General features: G+C 68.2%; 18 protein-coding genes. 1 reads left to right on the top strand and 17 read right to left on the bottom strand.

Annotated elements, in window-relative coordinates; translation table 11 throughout:
- Positions 1-75: 75 nt before the first annotated feature.
- The 10 genes from OCQ_RS10145 to OCQ_RS10100 all read right to left on the bottom strand — a co-directional run bounded on the left by OCQ_RS10145 (position 76) and on the right by OCQ_RS10100 (position 8,909).
- Entirely contained in the window at positions 76-621 is a 546-nt protein-coding gene (locus OCQ_RS10145; protein WP_014384509.1) for a carboxymuconolactone decarboxylase family protein, read from the bottom strand.
- Positions 618-1,139 (bottom strand): carboxymuconolactone decarboxylase family protein, encoded by a 522-nt coding sequence (locus tag OCQ_RS10140; RefSeq protein WP_232065591.1) that lies wholly within the window; start codon positions 1,137-1,139, stop codon positions 618-620. Before OCQ_RS10140 ends, OCQ_RS10145 begins: the two co-directional genes overlap by 4 nt.
- Before the next feature lie 46 nt (positions 1,140-1,185).
- Positions 1,186-1,689 (bottom strand): Rv2253/PknI dimerization domain-containing protein, encoded by a 504-nt coding sequence (locus OCQ_RS10135; RefSeq protein WP_014384507.1) that lies wholly within the window; start codon positions 1,687-1,689, stop codon positions 1,186-1,188.
- Positions 1,690-1,700: 11 nt separating this feature from the next.
- The gene (locus tag OCQ_RS10130; RefSeq protein ID WP_014384506.1) at positions 1,701-2,969 is read right to left on the bottom strand and encodes a cytochrome P450; all 1,269 of its coding nucleotides are present in this window, start codon (positions 2,967-2,969) and stop codon (positions 1,701-1,703) included.
- Between the two features lie 25 nt (positions 2,970-2,994).
- Complete coding sequence (locus tag OCQ_RS10125; RefSeq protein ID WP_041784951.1) at positions 2,995-3,600, bottom strand: TetR/AcrR family transcriptional regulator; 606 nt, start codon at positions 3,598-3,600, stop codon at positions 2,995-2,997.
- Between the two features lie 116 nt (positions 3,601-3,716).
- Positions 3,717-4,919 (bottom strand): thiolase family protein, encoded by a 1,203-nt coding sequence (locus OCQ_RS10120; protein WP_014384504.1) that lies wholly within the window; start codon positions 4,917-4,919, stop codon positions 3,717-3,719.
- Positions 4,916-5,338: a Zn-ribbon domain-containing OB-fold protein gene (locus OCQ_RS10115; protein WP_041784950.1), complete on the bottom strand. Its 423-nt coding sequence runs from the start codon at positions 5,336-5,338 to the stop codon at positions 4,916-4,918. The genes OCQ_RS10120 and OCQ_RS10115 overlap by 4 nt, the downstream gene beginning before the upstream one ends.
- Positions 5,335-6,549, bottom strand: coding sequence for a CaiB/BaiF CoA transferase family protein (locus OCQ_RS10110; protein WP_014384502.1), 1,215 nt, complete (start codon positions 6,547-6,549; stop codon positions 5,335-5,337). Before OCQ_RS10110 ends, OCQ_RS10115 begins: the two co-directional genes overlap by 4 nt.
- Positions 6,550-7,581 carry a phosphotransferase gene (locus OCQ_RS10105; RefSeq protein WP_014384501.1) on the bottom strand — a complete coding sequence of 344 codons (1,032 nt, stop codon included), beginning with the start codon at positions 7,579-7,581 and terminating at the stop codon, positions 6,550-6,552.
- A complete protein-coding gene (locus OCQ_RS10100; protein ID WP_232065590.1) occupies positions 7,578-8,909 on the bottom strand; it encodes an alpha/beta hydrolase domain-containing protein in 1,332 nt (443 codons plus the stop codon). Before OCQ_RS10100 ends, OCQ_RS10105 begins: the two co-directional genes overlap by 4 nt.
- 152 nt (positions 8,910-9,061) lie before the next feature.
- Here OCQ_RS10100 and OCQ_RS10095 point away from each other — a divergent pair, with 152 nt between their 5' ends.
- Entirely contained in the window at positions 9,062-9,427 is a 366-nt protein-coding gene (locus OCQ_RS10095; RefSeq protein ID WP_041785572.1) for a hypothetical protein, read from the top strand.
- A gap of 188 nt (positions 9,428-9,615) precedes the next feature.
- Here OCQ_RS10095 and OCQ_RS10090 read toward each other — a convergent pair whose 3' ends face one another.
- The 7 genes from OCQ_RS10090 to OCQ_RS10060 form a co-directional block, all read right to left on the bottom strand.
- Positions 9,616-9,912 (bottom strand): cupin domain-containing protein, encoded by a 297-nt coding sequence (locus tag OCQ_RS10090; RefSeq protein WP_041785569.1) that lies wholly within the window; start codon positions 9,910-9,912, stop codon positions 9,616-9,618.
- 102 nt (positions 9,913-10,014) lie between these two features.
- Entirely contained in the window at positions 10,015-10,635 is a 621-nt protein-coding gene (locus OCQ_RS10085; RefSeq protein ID WP_041784949.1) for a TetR/AcrR family transcriptional regulator, read from the bottom strand.
- 62 nt (positions 10,636-10,697) lie between these two features.
- On the bottom strand, positions 10,698-11,126 hold the full coding sequence (locus tag OCQ_RS10080; RefSeq protein ID WP_014384496.1) for a nitroreductase family deazaflavin-dependent oxidoreductase: 429 nt from the start codon (positions 11,124-11,126) through the stop codon (positions 10,698-10,700).
- Positions 11,119-12,369, bottom strand: a complete 1,251-nt coding sequence (locus OCQ_RS10075; protein WP_014384495.1) for a cytochrome P450 — start codon at positions 12,367-12,369, stop codon at positions 11,119-11,121. The genes OCQ_RS10080 and OCQ_RS10075 overlap by 8 nt, the downstream gene beginning before the upstream one ends.
- Positions 12,366-13,151 (bottom strand): SDR family NAD(P)-dependent oxidoreductase, encoded by a 786-nt coding sequence (locus OCQ_RS10070; protein ID WP_014384494.1) that lies wholly within the window; start codon positions 13,149-13,151, stop codon positions 12,366-12,368. Before OCQ_RS10070 ends, OCQ_RS10075 begins: the two co-directional genes overlap by 4 nt.
- Positions 13,151-14,359: an amidohydrolase family protein gene (locus tag OCQ_RS10065; RefSeq protein ID WP_014384493.1), complete on the bottom strand. Its 1,209-nt coding sequence runs from the start codon at positions 14,357-14,359 to the stop codon at positions 13,151-13,153. The genes OCQ_RS10070 and OCQ_RS10065 overlap by 1 nt, the downstream gene beginning before the upstream one ends.
- On the bottom strand, positions 14,356-15,822 hold the full coding sequence (locus OCQ_RS10060; RefSeq protein ID WP_014384492.1) for an aldehyde dehydrogenase family protein: 1,467 nt from the start codon (positions 15,820-15,822) through the stop codon (positions 14,356-14,358). The genes OCQ_RS10065 and OCQ_RS10060 overlap by 4 nt, the downstream gene beginning before the upstream one ends.
- Positions 15,823-15,866 lie beyond the last annotated feature (44 nt).

Here is a 15,866-nt window from a genome sequence, read left to right as displayed (position 1 = left end):
CGGCTGCTTGCGCACCACCACACCGTGGAGATTACGGGAAGGCCGATTGGCCGGTGGGGGAACCGCGGGTTACCGTCATTTTGTTGGCGGTATCGGCAGTCGGGCGGTCTCATCGAGGTCCACGTCGAGCGCGTTGAGCATCAGCGCCAGGCCCGCGTAGCGATTGATGACCATCAACGCCTCCATGGTGGCCTCCGAACCGAGGGATTCGTGCACCTGAGCGAAAAGCTCGGCCGCGACGCGCCGGGTGGTGACCAGCTCCGTGGTCAGGTTTAGCACGGCCAGCTCCGTGGGGTCGAAATCGCCGGTTTGCCAATCGGATTCGGAGGTGAGCGCCGCGATGCTGTCGCTGTTTAGGCCGGCCGTTTGGGCGACGTCCTTGTGTTGGCCGAGCTCATAGGCGCAGTCCATGAGATAGGCGGTGCGCAGGACGATGAGTTCGCGCAGCCTCCTCGGCAGCACCGGGCTGGTCAGGGCGGCGTCGCCGGCCACCATCCAGCTGGTGAATACGTTCTCGGCGTTGGCCAGCGCGCGGTAGACGTTGAGATTGCCGCGCCGCGCGGTCAATTCGCGGGCAAGCTCGGGCATGTCCTCGGGTTCGCGGTACGGGATGCGGGTCATGCGGGCGCGTCGATGTCGAGGTCGACGGCGTTGAGCACCAGCGCCAGGCCGTAGTAGCAGCTGACGATCATCAGCATCTCGGTGAGCGCCTCGTCGCCGAGGAGTTTGTGGGCTTGGGCGAAGGAGCCGTCGCTTAGCCGGCGGGTGGTGCACAGCTCGGTGACGGCGTCGATGACGAGGCGTTCGCCGCTTTCGAACCCGGCCGCGTCCAGGTCCGCTTTGTCCTGGAGGGCGTCGACCTGCCGGTCCGTCAGTCCCGCCTTTCGGGCGAAGACCACGTGCTGGGCGAGCTCGTAGGGCGACTCCTGCAGGTGGCCCACCCGCAGGATGATGACTTCGCGCATCCGTGGGGTGAACGTCGGGCTGTCAAAAAGCTGCCCGGCCATCTGCGCCCACTCTTCGAAGACGTTGGGGGCGTTGGCGATCAGGCGCAGCACGTCGAGCGTTCCGGGGCGTTCGAGCAGCTGACGGATGCTTTCGGATTGCTCGTCCGCGTTGGCGAGCGGCATGCGGGTCACGCGTTCTCCTTTTCACCGGGGTAACTCGACCCTAGCCGCGCCGAAATCAGCTCACCTTGTCCAGCCGGAATGGCAGCGAGATCACCAGCGCCTTGTTGATGCCGCACGCCCCGCTGTCCCCCGTCGTCTGGTCCACGCCGGCCAGCGTCGTCACGGTGGAATCGGTTGCCACCCAGCCCCTCTCGTCGACCGGATAGAACCGATAGATCTGGTGTCCGGTTCGGGCGGCACCGTTGGGGCACGGCTGCCAGTTGGGAATGTCGCGTTTGACCACGTATTCGCTGCCGTGCAGGCCGACGTCGGCGCTCCAGCCGAGGTCGCTGGTCACCCGGCCGGCGCATTCCAGCGGCGTGCTGCATGTGGTGGTGATCGTCCACCTGCTTCGCACGGTGGCCTCATCGTGGTAGATGTCGTTGGTTTTCGCCCAGTCGCCGTTCGATGTCGCCTGGTAGGTGCCGTTGAGCCCCCACTCGTCACCCGAGGCCGTCGGCGCCGCGCCGCCGGCGAGAACCACAGCCGCAAGCGCCACCACCGAGATCAGCCGCCGCACTCCGTCACCGCCTAGGCGATAGGCGTGAACTGGAGGTGCAGCTCGTTGAGCCCGCGCAGGATGTAGGTCGGCGCGTAACTGTAGCGGCGGTCGCCCGCCGGGCCGTGGATGGCTTCGTTGACCCGGATGTCGCCCATCCGGTCCAGGATGCGCTCCAGCGAGACCCGGCCCTCGACGCGGGCCAGGGGCGCGCCCGGGCAGCTGTGCACGCCGCGCGCGAAAGCGATGTGCTCGCGCACATTGCTTCGGTCGAGCCGGAATTCGTGCGGCTCCTCGAAGCGGTCCGGGTCGCGGTTGATCGCTCCCGGGCACAGCATGACCGTGGTCCCGGCCGGGATGTCGACGTCGCCGACCCGGGTTGCCTTGCGCGCCAACCGGAACGTCGTCTTGACCGGGGCCTCCATCCGCAGCGCTTCCTCGATGAAGGCGGGGATGAGGCTGCGGTCCTTGCGCAGCGCCTGCTGCAGTTCCGGCTTGTCGCACAGGATCTGCAATGCGGCGCCGAGCAGCTTAGCGGTGGTTTCCTGGCCGGCCCCGAACAGGAACGTGGCGGATCGCACGACGTCGACAACCTCGGGCGTGGATTCGTCCGGGTACCGCGCGGCCGCGAGGTCGCTCAGCACGTCACCGCGCGGCTCGCGGCGACGGTCCTCAATGTAGAAGCTGAACTTCTCGTCGAGGAATTCCAACGGGTTGATCGCGGCCGGATCGTGGTCGAGGTTGCCCGCGGTATGCGAATTCGCCAGTGCGGCGCGGAATTCCTTGTGATCCGCTTCGGGCACCCCGAGCAGGTTGGCGACAGCCAGCAGGGCGTAGGGCTTCGAATACGCGTCGAGAAACTCGCACTCTCCGCGTTCCACGAATTCGTCCAGCTGCTGGTCGGCCAGGCTCCACAGGAAGTCCTGGTTCTCCTTCAGGCGCGCCGGCGTAAGCAGGCGGCTCAGCACCGATCGGGCGCGGGTGTGATCCGGCGGGTCCATCGTGACCATGTGCTCGTGCAGCGGCATCTGCGCGCGGTGCTCGTCGATCAGCCCGCTGATGTCGTCCCCGACGGGCTCGAACGGCAAGGGCGGAAACGGGCCGCCCACCGCGATGCAGCTGGAAAACGAGTCGACGTCTTTGTACAGCGCCATGGCCTCGTCGTAGCCGGTGACGGCGACCACCCCGTGGTGGGGCTCGGTGACCACCGGGCCCTTGGCGCGCAGGTAGTCGAAGTAGGGGTGCGGGTTGGGGACGAGCGTCGGGTCGGTGAAGAAGTCGAAGTCGTCAAAGTCATTCACTGGCACCCTCCTTGGCGATCGGCGGTCATGCGCGCGCCGCTCCGAGCGCGGCTTGGCAGAATTCCCAAAGGTTTTCCTCGGTGGCCTTGAGGTCCTCGTCGGTTTTTGCCGCGTAGGCGTAGTAGTGGTAGATCGCGCGCTGTAACTCGACGATGAACCAGGTGTCCCAGTCGGGATTTCGCGGACGCAGCAACCCCTTCTCGGCGGCGGCCGCGACCTCGGCCCGCAACAACTCGACGAACGGCTGCTCGGCCTCGGCGAGTTCGGTCGGGAAGATGCGGTGCAGGTGCCAGTGTGCGGAGACGATGAACCGGATGCCGGCCGCGTCCTGGCTGTCGCCGTGGAACTGCTGCAGCGGGGCGGTGATGTAGGAACGCAGACGCGCCATCGGGTCTGACATTTCGGCGGCGGCTTTGGCCCAGCGGTCGCAGGCCTCGGTCATCGCGTCGCCGATGACCGCCAGCAGCAGTTCGTCTTTGGAGGCGAAGTACCGGTAGAACGTCTGCAGCGCCACCCCGGCCTCGGCGACCAATTCCTGGGTGGTGAAGTCGTCTTTCGTCTGGATGAGCCGCCGGGCGGCGTCGAGCATCAACCGCACCTGATTGGCGATGCGGGTGCGGGAGCGCTGCACGGCCGCTGACCGATCGACAGCGCGCTCCACCCAGGACTCCGACGGGACTGTCACAACGACTCCCTAAACGCCAGTAACAGTAGAACGATATTCTCCTGCACCGGAGAACGCAACTCTCAAAACGGCTCGGAGCTGTAAACCACCGCCCCACCGAAGTGAGGCGAGGAATGGCAGGCCAGCCCGGTGGTGACGCGCTCGCGCTGCCGGTCCCCCGCGCGCCGGGCCAGCTGCAGGTAGCACTCGAGCATCTGCGGGATGCCGTGCATGCGCCCGTTGCCGAGGGCGCCACCCCCCGACAGCGCGGGGACGCCGTCCGGGCGGTCGCTGTCGATGCCGCCGGTTTCGACGAAGCGGTGCGCCTCGCCGGGCGGGCACAGGCCCAACACCTCCAGCCAGAGCCAGACGAACAGCGAAAAGCCGTCGTACACCTGAGGCAAATCGATGTCGGCGCCCGACATTCCGCTGTGCTCCCACAGCCGCCGCGCGGTCTGGACGCCGCCCTCGACGATGTCGTCCAGCGGCCAGTGCAAGGGCAGACGCCGACGGGTGGGCATCCCGGAGGCGTATCCGGTGATGTACACCGGGCGGTGGGGGAGGTCCTTCGCCCGGTCGGCCGACGTGAGCACGAAGGCCGCGACCCCGTCGACCGGAATGTCGCAGTCGTAGCGGCAGACCGGGTCGAAGAGCATTGGCGCGGACAGATATTCGTAGGCGCTCAGTGGGCGATCGCGCCAGAACGACCACGGGATGCGCGCGCCGTTCTTGCGCGCCTCCACCGCCACGGCCGCCATCGATTCCCGTCGCGCGCCGAAGCGCTGCAGATACTCGTTGTGCGGCAGGGCGATCATCGCCAGCGGCCCGAAAAAGCCTTGGGGCGCCGTCCATTGCTGAGGGCCGCGCGCCTCGCGCATCGGGTTGGCGTGGTAGCGCCCGGCGGGGTTATGCAGGGCGCGGTGCAGCAACACGTAATCCGCGGCGCCGCTGGCGATGGCGTTTACGGCGATGCCGACCGAACCGGTGACCTGGCCGATACCGTCGAACCCCGCGACGTAACGCGGTACGGCGCCAAGGTTTTGGGCGAGCCAGGACGAGGACACCGTGCTGACGCCGTCATCGGTGGACTGGCCACCCGCGCTGGGTAGCAGGCTCGAGCTGACGAACCCGTCGATCTGGTCGAGGCGCAGTCCCGCGTCCGCGATGGCGGCCCGGGCGGTGTCGAGGGCCAGCACCCCCAGCGGCCGCTCGGCGCGGCGGCACACCTGGCTGTGTCCGTAGCCGACGATGGCGACCTTGTTGCTCGCCGCGAATCGGGCGCTCACGCCAGCTCGAATGCCGGGACGGCCACGCCGGGCGCGAGGTCTTCGAAGGCGACTGCGACCGGGTGACCGACGTGCAGGCCCGCATCCAGGACTTTGGGGCCATCCAGCAAGCGGCCGATGAGCCGCAGCTCGGCCTGTTCCGCGAGTTCGACGTCGACGAGCACGAAGGGCAGGTCCGCGTCGAAGCCCGGCAGGAAGGCTTGCCGCACCACGGTCCAGGACCGGACGACGCCGCGCCCGCTGACCGGGGTGAATCCGAAACCGGGATCGGTTGCGTGGCAATGGGGGCACGCCACATCGGGGGGCATGCTGAACTTTCCGCACCGCCCGCAGCGGGCCACGGTGAGGACGTGGTCGGCGGCGGCCGACCAGAAGGGCGCCGACGACTCGTCGGGCACCGGCAACGGCCGTGCGCTCACGGGATCACGCCCTGGTCGGCCAGCTCGGAGATCCGGTCCCAGTCGTAGCCGAGCTCGGCCAGCAGCGCCTCGGTGTGCTCGCCGTGCTCGGGCGCGCGCCGCAGGGGCGGCGTCTGCTCGTCGAGTTGCACGGGCACGGCGGGCAACCGGTAGGCCTGGCCACCTTCGAGCCGCACCTCCCCCACGTAGCCGTTGGCGAGCACCTGCGGGTCCTCGACCACCTCGGACACGGATTGCACTGCGGCCCACGGGGCGTCGAGCTTGGCCAGCAGCTCCTTCCATTCGGCAAGGGTGTGGCGGGCGAACACGGCGTCCAGTTCGGCCACGCAGGCCGCGGCGTTGGCGCGCCGGGCGGCCATGTCGGCGAAGCGCGGATCGTCGATCAGGTCGTCGCGGCCGACCAGGCGGCAGAACTCGGCCCAGTAGCGGTCGCCCTGTAGGAACATCAGCTGGATGTGGCGGCCGTCCCTGGTGCGGTAGTTGCCGGTGAGCGGGTTGACCTGCGGGCCGCGGCCGCCCACGGGTCCGGCCTCGCCGCCGTTGAGCACGGCGAGCAGATCCGAGGACAGCATCCACATGGCGGTGGCCAGCAGCGAGACGTCGACGATCGACCCAGCGCCGGTGTTCGCGCGCTTGAGGAGGGCGGCGGCGATACCGAAAGCCAGTGCCATGGCGCCGATTCGGTCGCCCATCGCGCCGCGCTGGCTGATCGGGTAGTCGCGTTCGGGCGGGGTCAGGATGTGGCCCACTCCCCCGCGCGCCCAGAACGCCGAGCTGTCGTAGCCGGGCTGGTTGGCGTCCGGGCCGCGTGTCCCGAAGCCGTGCCCGCGGGCATAGATCAGGCCGGGGTATCGAGCGCGCAGCGTGTCGGCGTCCAGGCCGAGCCGGGCCAGCGCGCCGGGGCGCAGGCTGGTCAGGAAAACGTCTGCGGTGGACAGCAATTCGTGCAGGACAACCATTCCGGAATCGTGCCGCAAATTCAACGCTATTGATCGCTTGCCGCGATTAGCCAGCGCCATCGAGAGATTCACGCCGTCGCGGTCGGTGCCGATGCCCTGCGTCGCCAGCCCCCGGTAGGGGTCGCCCTCGAGGCGCTCGATGCGGATGACATCGGCGCCCCAGTCGGCCAGCAGCGCGCCGGCCACCGGGACGAAGACCCATTGCGCCAGCTCGACGACGCGCAGCCCGTGGAAGGCATCGGATGCGTCCATCTATTTCCTCCTCAAAGCGTCGTGGTCGGCCACCGCGGTGCCGAGGCGGTGCAGCAGGGTGGCGATGATCGCGGGCTGCACTTTGGTCGTGATGCTCCACAGATAGAAGCCGTGCACCATGCCGAAACCGATGGCGCGCCAGGCCTCATCCCAGGGCGGCGGCGTGACTCCGTGCGAGGCGAGCGCATCGAGGTAGTGCCGCAACAGGTCTCGCTCGGCGCGCCGGCGGTCGTCGACGGCCAGGGTGGACGCGATGTGGTAGCCGACGTCGAGGTTCCAGCCGCCGCGCTGGACGAGTTGCCAGTCGACCAGGCATCCGGCGCCGCGTGCGTCGAGAAAGACGTTGCCCACGTGGGCATCCCCGTGGATCACGCACCAGGGCTCCTGCGCCTCCCTCTCGATAAGGGCGCGGTAGGCGTCGACGACGCGTTGGGGGTCGCTTACCGAGGCGGGGATCCGTTGCCCATTGGAGCCGTCGAAGTTGCGGCCGATGATGTCGAGGGTGGCCGACAGCCCCCACACGTCGAGCGCCCGCCCCAGCCGAGGCGCCAGCCACGGCGCGTCGGTGCAACGCGGCGAGCCCCAGGTCGCGGCGTGCAGCCGGGCGAACTCGCCGAGTGTCTGCGCGGTGCGGTCGGGTGTGTACGGGCTGTTGCCGTCCAGGAACGTAGCGCCCTGCGCCACAACGTCGTCGGTGATGATGACGCCGTGTCGGGTGTGCGGATCGATGTCGGCGTACACGCTATGCAGGGTGCGCACGCCGGTCGCGGTGGCCAGTTCGCGGTAAAAGTAGGCCTCGGGAGCCCCGACGTAGCGGGCGGCCCGGCCGATCTCGTTGAAATAGCCCTTGACGCATAACTTCTGCGAACGGCCGTCGGCGCAGCGGATTGTGAATCTCGCATTAGTGGAGATCCGATCAACGATCGGACCGGGCGTTACCTCAACGACGTCGGTGCCCAGGGCCGCGGTCAGCCATTCGACCGACAGCGCCTGCTCGAGGCTGTCCGGCACGGGCACGGTCGCCACGCTCATGCCGGTGCGGCCGTCCGGGCGAAGGCCGCGTGCGCCTTGGCGGTCTGGTCTTTCAGGAGTCCCGCGCGGTCTTCCTTGAGGAGGTAGCCGGCCCGAATGGTGGCGTCGAGGCTGATCGTGAACTCGGCGAGGTAGGTCTGCAGGTCACCGTAGCGCTCGGCGAGCACCTCGTACGGCAGGGGCACCTCGCGGCCGGCGAGCTTGCACAGCGGCCCCGGGGTCGAGTGCGCGTCGTAGCGGGCGAGCGGCGCGTCGAGGAAGGGTGACGGCACGCCGCCGATCGCGTTGCCGAATCGGTCGACGTCCGCCTCGGCCACCTGGCCGCCGACGCGCAGGGCGATGCGCGGCGCGCTGGGCGGCGCGATGCCGTCCTCGACCCACCGGAACAGGTTGCGCAGTGCGGCGCGCACGAACGCCGACACCGGAAAGCTCGAGCCTTCTCCGTCGCACCCGGGGACCTTGGCCGCATGGGGCGCGCCCGCGATTTCGTACAGCCGGAACCGGTCCCCCGGTTCGTCGCCGTCCGCGCGCCGCACCGAGGCGCTGCCGGGGTTGACGAACCCGTCGACGCCGAATCCCTCGACGTCGCTTTGGGGTTGGATCTCGACGACCGGAGCTCCGGCCCCGCGTATCGGCGCGTACTCGAAACGCGGCAGGCCTTCCCCCACGGCCAGGGGCGTCAGGCTCGCAGCGTGGCAGGCCGGGAAGTACCCGTCGTAGGCGGGTCGGGTGAGCGCGCCGAAGGCCGCGGCGAAAGTGGCGGTGTCGACGCCGCTTTGGGAGTAGCCGCCGAGATAGACGTGCCGGACCGGCAGGTGACGCAACGGGCTGTGCTCGCCGCCCTCTTTGAGGGTGAGGCCGATCGCCCGCAGCAGGTCCCAGGCGAGGTCGTTGGAGCCGATTTCGAGGTCGGCATAGCGACCAGGGTCGGAGCCCTTGAGTTGCGTTGCCGACGTGGCGCGTTCGGTGATGCCGATCCAGGCGTCGCCCTGCGCCTGCAGCAGCCCGCCGACGTGTAACCACAACGCGTCGCGGTCGACGCCGTAGGTGGTGTTGAACGGCTCGACCACCACCCGTCCGCTGAAGCGGGACGGGTCATTCGGGTAGCGGGTCAGCACCCGGGTGACGTAGCGGTGCCCGTCGCTGACCACCGTGGGGGGTCCGATCGCGGGACCGGTGTAGCGATTCGCCGTGCCGACGAGCAGATACTCGACTTCGGTGTAGTCCGTGCAGAATTCCGGGAGATCTTCGTCGAACCCGGATGGCGGCCGGGTGGCGCTGGTCTCGGGAACGCCTGAGCCGCTTGGAATCCCCAGCAGTCGGGTCACGTCGTCAACCATCTATCGAAAAAGCCGTTGCCCAAGTAAAATTGGGGACTCGAACAATGAGGAGCGTCATGGGATTCAAACTGTTCGCAGGCAAGGTTTCGGCGCTCCTCGGGATGCTGGCCGTCGTCGCCGCCCCGGCCGCCCGGGCGGGTATGCCGTTCGGCAACTACGACCTTCACGTCGAGGGCCGATACGACTTCCACACCTGGGTGTGGGCGATCACGGCGTGCCCCGGTGGCGGGTGCGTGCATGTGAACGCGATCGCCCGGCCGGTGGCCAAGGCCTTCCCCTACACCGGCGACGCGCACCTGACCGACGGCCGGTATGTCTTGCCCGTCGACGTTCCGGACGGCCTGAGGTGCGACGACATCTATTACGGCCCAACGCTTCCCACGCACGACGTGTACACGTGGGACGCGGTCACGCTCGCGGGCGAGCTGCAATCGTCGTTCGACATGGGTTGTCATGGTGCGCCCGCCGGCTCCGCTACGTATCCGTTCACGCTGTCCCGGCTGTAGCCCCGCCGCCGGCGGGTCGGGCCGGGCATGTCGCTCTGGTCACATCGGCCACAGGCGCCCCCGGCTGGAGGCACAAGGCGATTTGCCCACCTCTCAGCGACAATCATTGAATCGTCCGAGCTGTCGCTGGGAGGTGGGCAATTCGTCACATGCCTTCCGGACCGTGGCCAGTGCGACCGGTGGGGTTGTCATGACTGCCCGACCCGCTGCATCGCGTCCATGCACTGCTGCAGCGCGAACGCAGGATTCAATTCGAGCGCGCGGGTCCGTTCCGGATAGATCAGGATGTGGCCGGCCGGAAAGAAATACACCTCGCCGGCGGCCGCCGTCTCGTCGGGCCAGTCGGTGTTGGGATAGGTCGCGCGGATCGAGCCTTCGAAGATGAATCCGTAATGCGGACAGGGGCATACGCCGCCGGGAAGCCCGCCGACCTGGTAGAGCTGCGTGCAATCCAGCGGCCCGGTGGTCGTGTAGCCGACCTCCATGTCGCCCCACTGCACCGACCGGAAGTTGTCGCCGGCCAACGGCCACCGTCCCCCTCCACCGCTGGGCAGTTCGTCGGGTTTCGCATGGGGCATGACGTACCTCTATTTCGTTCGGCTACCGCGCGACTTGCGTGCCGTCCCGCCCAATGCGGTCAGGCAGAACTGCCACAGTTGCTCTTTGACGTCGACCTGGCGCGGCGCGTAGGCGTAGTAGTGGTACACCGACCGAACCAGTTCGGCGATGAACCACGCGGCCCATTCCGGGTCCGCCGGCGCCAGCAGCCCGGCCTCGATTCCCGCGTTGATCTCGCCGAGGAGCAGATCCACGAACGGCTTCTCGGCCTCGGCGAGTTCGTCGGGAAAGATGCGGTGCAGCCGCCAATGCGTCGAGACGACGAACTTCGCGGTGCCGCCGTCGCCGCCCTCGCTGTCGAGCACCTCGATGACCGCGGTGACGTAGAAGCGCAACCGCGCGACCGGATCGGGCAGGTCCCGGGCGGCGTCCGCCCAGCGGGCGCAGGCGTCGGTCATCGCGTCGGCGATCACCGCCAGCAGCAGCTCGTCCTTGGTGGCGAAGTAGCGGTAGAAGGTCTGCAGCGCGACGCCCGCCTCTTTGACCAGCTCCTGGGTGGTGAAACTGTCGCCCTTTTCCCGAATCAGCCGCAGGGCGGCGTCGAGCATCAGCCTGACTTGATTGGCGATGCGCTCGCGCGAACGCTGCACCGCCGCCGACCGCTCCGCGGCCCGTTCTTCAGCACGTGACACCGAAGAAATGCTAGCCGTGCTCATGCCGGTGTGAGGCGAACGACGGGAATGTCGCGCTCGGTCCGCGACTGGTAGACGTCGTAGTTGGGCCACCGGTCGGTCATGATCTTCCACAGCCGCGGCTTCTCGGCGGCCGTCGAGGTGCGCGCCACGACCGCGAATTCGTCGGCCCGGACCTGAATGCCGGCCGCGGGATTGGCTTGCAGATTCAGATACCACGCCGGGTGCATGGGCGCGCCGCCCATCGAGGCCACCACCAGATAGTCGTCGCCGTCGCGGCCGAAGATCAGCGCCGACGTGCGTTGTTGCCCGGTGCGGCGCCCGGTCGTCGTGAGCAGCAGGGTCGGCACGCCGTTCCACAGGTAGCCGGTCTCGCCGCCGGTCTCCCGGTAGGCGCGGATGTGGTCCTCGCCGAGCAGGGTCAGGTCGGGCTGCTGGTAATCAGACATCGAACACCACCGGGATGGCCGTCGCCCCACGCTCGTACATCCCGACGAAGCGGGGCGGCTCGGCGTCGGGGTCCAGGCGCAGGTTGGGCAACCGGTCGAGCAGCGCCGAGATCGCGATGGTCATTTCGGCGCGGGCCACGTGCATGCCGAGACAAATGTGCGCGCCCTGCCCGAAACCCAACGACGGCTTGAACTTTCGAGTGATGTCGTACTCGTCGGGCCGTTCCCACCGCGCGGGATCCCTGTTGGCGGCGCCAAGCGCGAGGTGCACGACGGACCCGGCGGGGATCGCAACGCCGGCCAGTTCCGTGTCGGCCATGACCCAGCGGGAGAACATCGGGTCGGTCGGCATCCAGCGGATCGCCTCCTCGATGGCGGGTCGCAGCAGGGTCCGGTCGGCCCGCACCGCCTCGAGGAGTTCGGGACGCTGCAACAGCGTCGTCAGCGTGGTGCCCATCTGCTTCCAGGTGGTGCCCGAGCCCGCGCCGAGCAACAGCAGTACGAAGGAATCGATTTCGCGATCGGTGAGCCGGTCGGTGACGCCGTTGTCGTCGGTGAGCTCGGCCTGGATGAGGATGCTGATCAGGTCGTCGCGGGGGTCCTCGCGGCGCGCGGCGATCACCGGCTTGAGGAGGTCGACCACCTTCTGCGGATCCCGCGCCAGCGCCTCCCGGATGTCGAGGGCCTGCTCGACGGGTACGCCGAAACTGCCCGTGATGGTCAGCACCGGGATGGCCGCGCAGAAGTCGACGTTGAGTTCGGCGCGGCCGTCGTGGGCGAGCCCGTCGACCAGCAGGTCCACGGTCTCGGAGATCCAATTGTCAATCCACCACTTGCTGTTCGCCGGCAGGAACGACGGTTGCACCAGCGCGCGATAGCGCTTGTGCTGCGCGCCGTTCATCGACAGCATGCTGTTGGTCAGCCCGAGCGGCCCGTTGTCGAGGTCGACCGGCTCCGGGGACGAGGCGAACACGTCCGGGTTGCGGTAAACGACCATGCAGGTGTCGTAGTCGAACACGGTGAAATGCGGGCTGTCGGGATACGGCAGCCCATGGAAGAACATCGTGTCGGTGCTGCCGGTCAGCTCGTGCAGCACGCCGGGCAGCACCGGCCCCTGCTCGCGCAACCGGTGCCAGGCCGGGTACGGATCGTCCTCGTAGGCACCACCACTGAACGCGTTGTAGGAGCTGCGCAGGTCGAACAGCTCACGCAGCCGACCGCGATCCAGTGCGGGGGCGGTCATTTCGCCACGAATCCGCCGTCGACGGGCAACGCCACCCCGGTGACATTGCGGGACGCGTCCGAGACCAGATACAGCGCCGCCTCCGCACAGTCCTCGGCGGTGATAGCGCGCCCGAGCGGATGCTGCCCGCCGACCGACTCGGCGATCGCCGCCTGCTGCTCCGCGTCGACGTGAAGCCCACCCGCCGCCATAAACCCGGTCAGCGGCATGGCGGCCGGGCAGATTGCGTTGACGCGAATCCCGAAGGGGGCGGCCTCGATTGCGACCGCCCGGGTGAGCTGGATGACCCCACCCTTGGTGGCGCCGTACACCGAGCCGCCCCAACCGACCAGGCCGGCCACCGACGCGGTGTTGAGGATGACGCCACCGGAGCCCTGCTCCTTGAAGCGCAGCACCGCGTACTTGCAGCCGAGGAAGACCCCGCCAAGGTTGACCGCGACCAGGCGGTTGAAGTCGTCGAGGGTGTGGTCCTCGAAGATCATGCCGAGGCGCGGCGTCGGGATGCCGACGTTGTTGAACAGGATGTCCAGCCGGCCGTACTGATCGACGGCGGCCCCGATCATCGCCTGGACCTGTTGCTCGTTCGCGACGTCGGTCCCGACAGCGATCGCGGTGCCGCCGGCCGATTCGATCTGGCGCACAGTGTCTTTCGCGTGGTCGACGTCGATGTCGGCCGCCACCACGCGCGCGCCCTCCTCGGCGAACCTCAGCGCCGACGCCCGGCCGACCCCGGAGCCGGCCCCGGTGACGATGGCGCTTTTGCCGTCCAGTACGCCCGACATCAGGCGTCAGCCCGGACGGGGGGCTCGGCCGGGGTGAACCGGTACAGGCGTTCGGCGTTGCCGCGCAGCAGCTTGTACTGCACGTCTTCCGGGAGGTCCTTCATGGTGTTGCGGGCGACGCCGATGCAGTCGGGCCAGGTGGAGTCCGAGTGCGGGTAGTCGGTCTCGCACATGATGTTGTCCTCGCCGAGTTCGTCCAAGCTCTTGACGGCGTGGCGGTCTTCGATGATGCAGCCGTAGATGTGGTTGCGGAACGTCTCGCGGATGTCGAGCGTGTCGAGGTCGATCGCCTTGCCCGCGCCGGCGTGGGTGTCGAACTTCGCGCCGCGCATCACCCAGTACCGCTGCTTGTCCAGCACCTGCTCGGCGCGCTCCAAAAAGTAAGGCATCCAGCCGACTTCGCCCTCGGACAGCGCGATCTTCAGGTTGGGGTAGCGCTGGAACATCCCGCTGAACAGCCAGGACAGCATGGTGCCCGAGGTGCGCGAGGCGCCCCAGGTGAGGTTGGCCATGAACGGTGCGTCCGCGCAGATCTTGGGCAGCGTCGACGAGGAGCCGACGTGCATGCTGGCCACCATGTGCAACTCGTTGGCCGCCGCCATCACTGGCTCCCAGTAACCGTCGGCGTCGTGAATCGTGGGCAGCCCCAATGGTTCCGGGTTCTCGGAGAAGGCGAACGTCGTCACGCCCCTGGCCGCCATGCGTTCCATCTCCTTGGCGGCGAGCTTGGGATCCCACATCGGGATCAGCATCAGCGGGATGTAGCGGCCGGGCGCCGCGCCACACCATTCCTCGACCAGCCAGTCGTTGTAGTGCTGCAGGCATTCGAAACCGAACTCGCGGTCGCTGGCCTCCATGAACAGCTGCCCGCAGAACCGGGTGATCGTCGGAAAGCACAGCGACGCAAGCACTCCCGAGCGGTCCATGTCTTCGACGCGGGCCTTGGCGTCGTAGCAGCCCGGCCGCATCTCCGAATACGACAGCGGTTCGGGGCTGAACTCCTCCTTGGACTTGCCGACGACGGCGCTCAGCCCGGAGTTCGGATAGCGCTTGCCGTCGTAGACCCAGTTGTCGATGCCGTGGTCGTCCTTCTCCATGTGCGGGGCGCGGTCGCGGTCCTTGGCGGCCACCCGGTCGACCCACAGGTTGGGCGGCTCGAGGATGTGGTCGTCGACCGAGATCAGCCAGTTCAGGTCGTATTCGCTCACTTCAGCTCTCCGATCGACATGTGCTTGACCTCCTGGAATTCGCGGATGCCGTCCGGGCCTCGTTCGCGGCCCAGCCCGCTTTGCTTGTAGCCCCCGCTCGGGGCGTAGGCGGAGAAGACACTGGTGTTGACGTTGACCGCGCCGGTGCGCAGCCGGCGCGCCACCTGCAGGGCCGCGGTCGTGTCGCTGCCGTACACCTGGCCGGACAGGCCGTAAATGCTGTCGTTGGCGATGGCCACCGCGTCGTCGATATCGCGGTAGCCCAGCACGCCGATGATCGGGCCGAAGATCTCTTCCTGCGCAGCGGGATTGGCGTTGCTGGGCAGGTCGAGCACGGTGGGCTCGAAGAAGTAGCCGCGGTCCAGGCCCGCCGGGCGGCCGCCGCCGCAGAACACCTTGCCGCCGTGCTCTTCGGCCAGCTTCACGTACCGCTCGCATTTGTCGCGCTGGGCGGCGCTGATGACGGGCCCCATCATGGCCGATTCGTCGCTGGGCGGCCCCACCTTGATCGACCCGTAGGCGCCGCTCACCGCGTCGAGCACTTCGTCCTTTTTGTCCTGCGGCACAAGCATTCTCGTCGCGGCCACGCACGCCTGTCCGGCGGTGGACAGGACCACGATCATCGCGCCGCCGGCGGCGCGCTGCACGGCGTCGGGCAGGTAGATCTGCGCAGACTTGCCGCCGAGTTCCAGCGAGACCCGTTTGACGGTCGGCGCCGCCTGCGCGAGGATCTTGCGGCCCGCGACCGTCGAGCCGGTGAACGACACCATATCGACCCCCGGATCGCTCGTGAGCAGTTCCGCCCCGGCGATGCCCGATTCCACGACGACGCTCAGCACGCCGGGCGGCAGGCCGGCCGCGTCGGCGGCCGCCCCGAAGATCAGCGACGAGATCGGCGTGAGCGGGCTAGGGCGCAGGATCACCGAATTGCCCGCCATCAGCGCGGGAATCAGCTTCTGGAAGCCCATGATCAGCGCCGCGTTGTACGGCGTGATGGCGGCGACCACGCCGACGGGTTCGTGGCGGCGAACGCTCAAAGCGACCCGGCCGCGCACCAGATCGTCGACGGGTACCGGGCTGGCTTCCTCGTGGGCCATCGACCGGTAGAGGTCGATGGTTTGACGCGCGATGGCCGCACCGGCGCGCAGTTGCGTCATCTCGGCGAAGAAGGTCGACTGGCCGGCCTCGGCGACCAGGGTGGGAACCAGCGTGTCGCGGGCGGATTCGACGTGGTCGACGAACGCGTTCAGGATTCGCGCCCGCTCGCTCGGCGCCGCGTCAGCCCAGACGCCGTCGTCGAAGCTGCGGCGCGCCTCGGTGATCGCCCGTGCCACCTCGGCCAGCGGTGTCACGGTGACGTCGGCGACGTGGCTTTCGTCGGCGGGGTTTTCGACGCTGACCACGTCGTCGCCGGTGACCCAATCGCCCGCGACATAGGTCCGCTGCTCCGCGACTATCGCCACGTCAACTCCTAAATATCAGGTGACGGTAGAACGATATTCTTCTT

The organism is Mycobacterium paraintracellulare (genome assembly GCF_000276825.1).
Taxonomy (GTDB): domain Bacteria; phylum Actinomycetota; class Actinomycetes; order Mycobacteriales; family Mycobacteriaceae; genus Mycobacterium; species Mycobacterium intracellulare.
The sequence above is the reverse complement of the archived record's forward strand: the minus strand, read 5'-3'. Positions and strand labels throughout refer to the sequence as shown.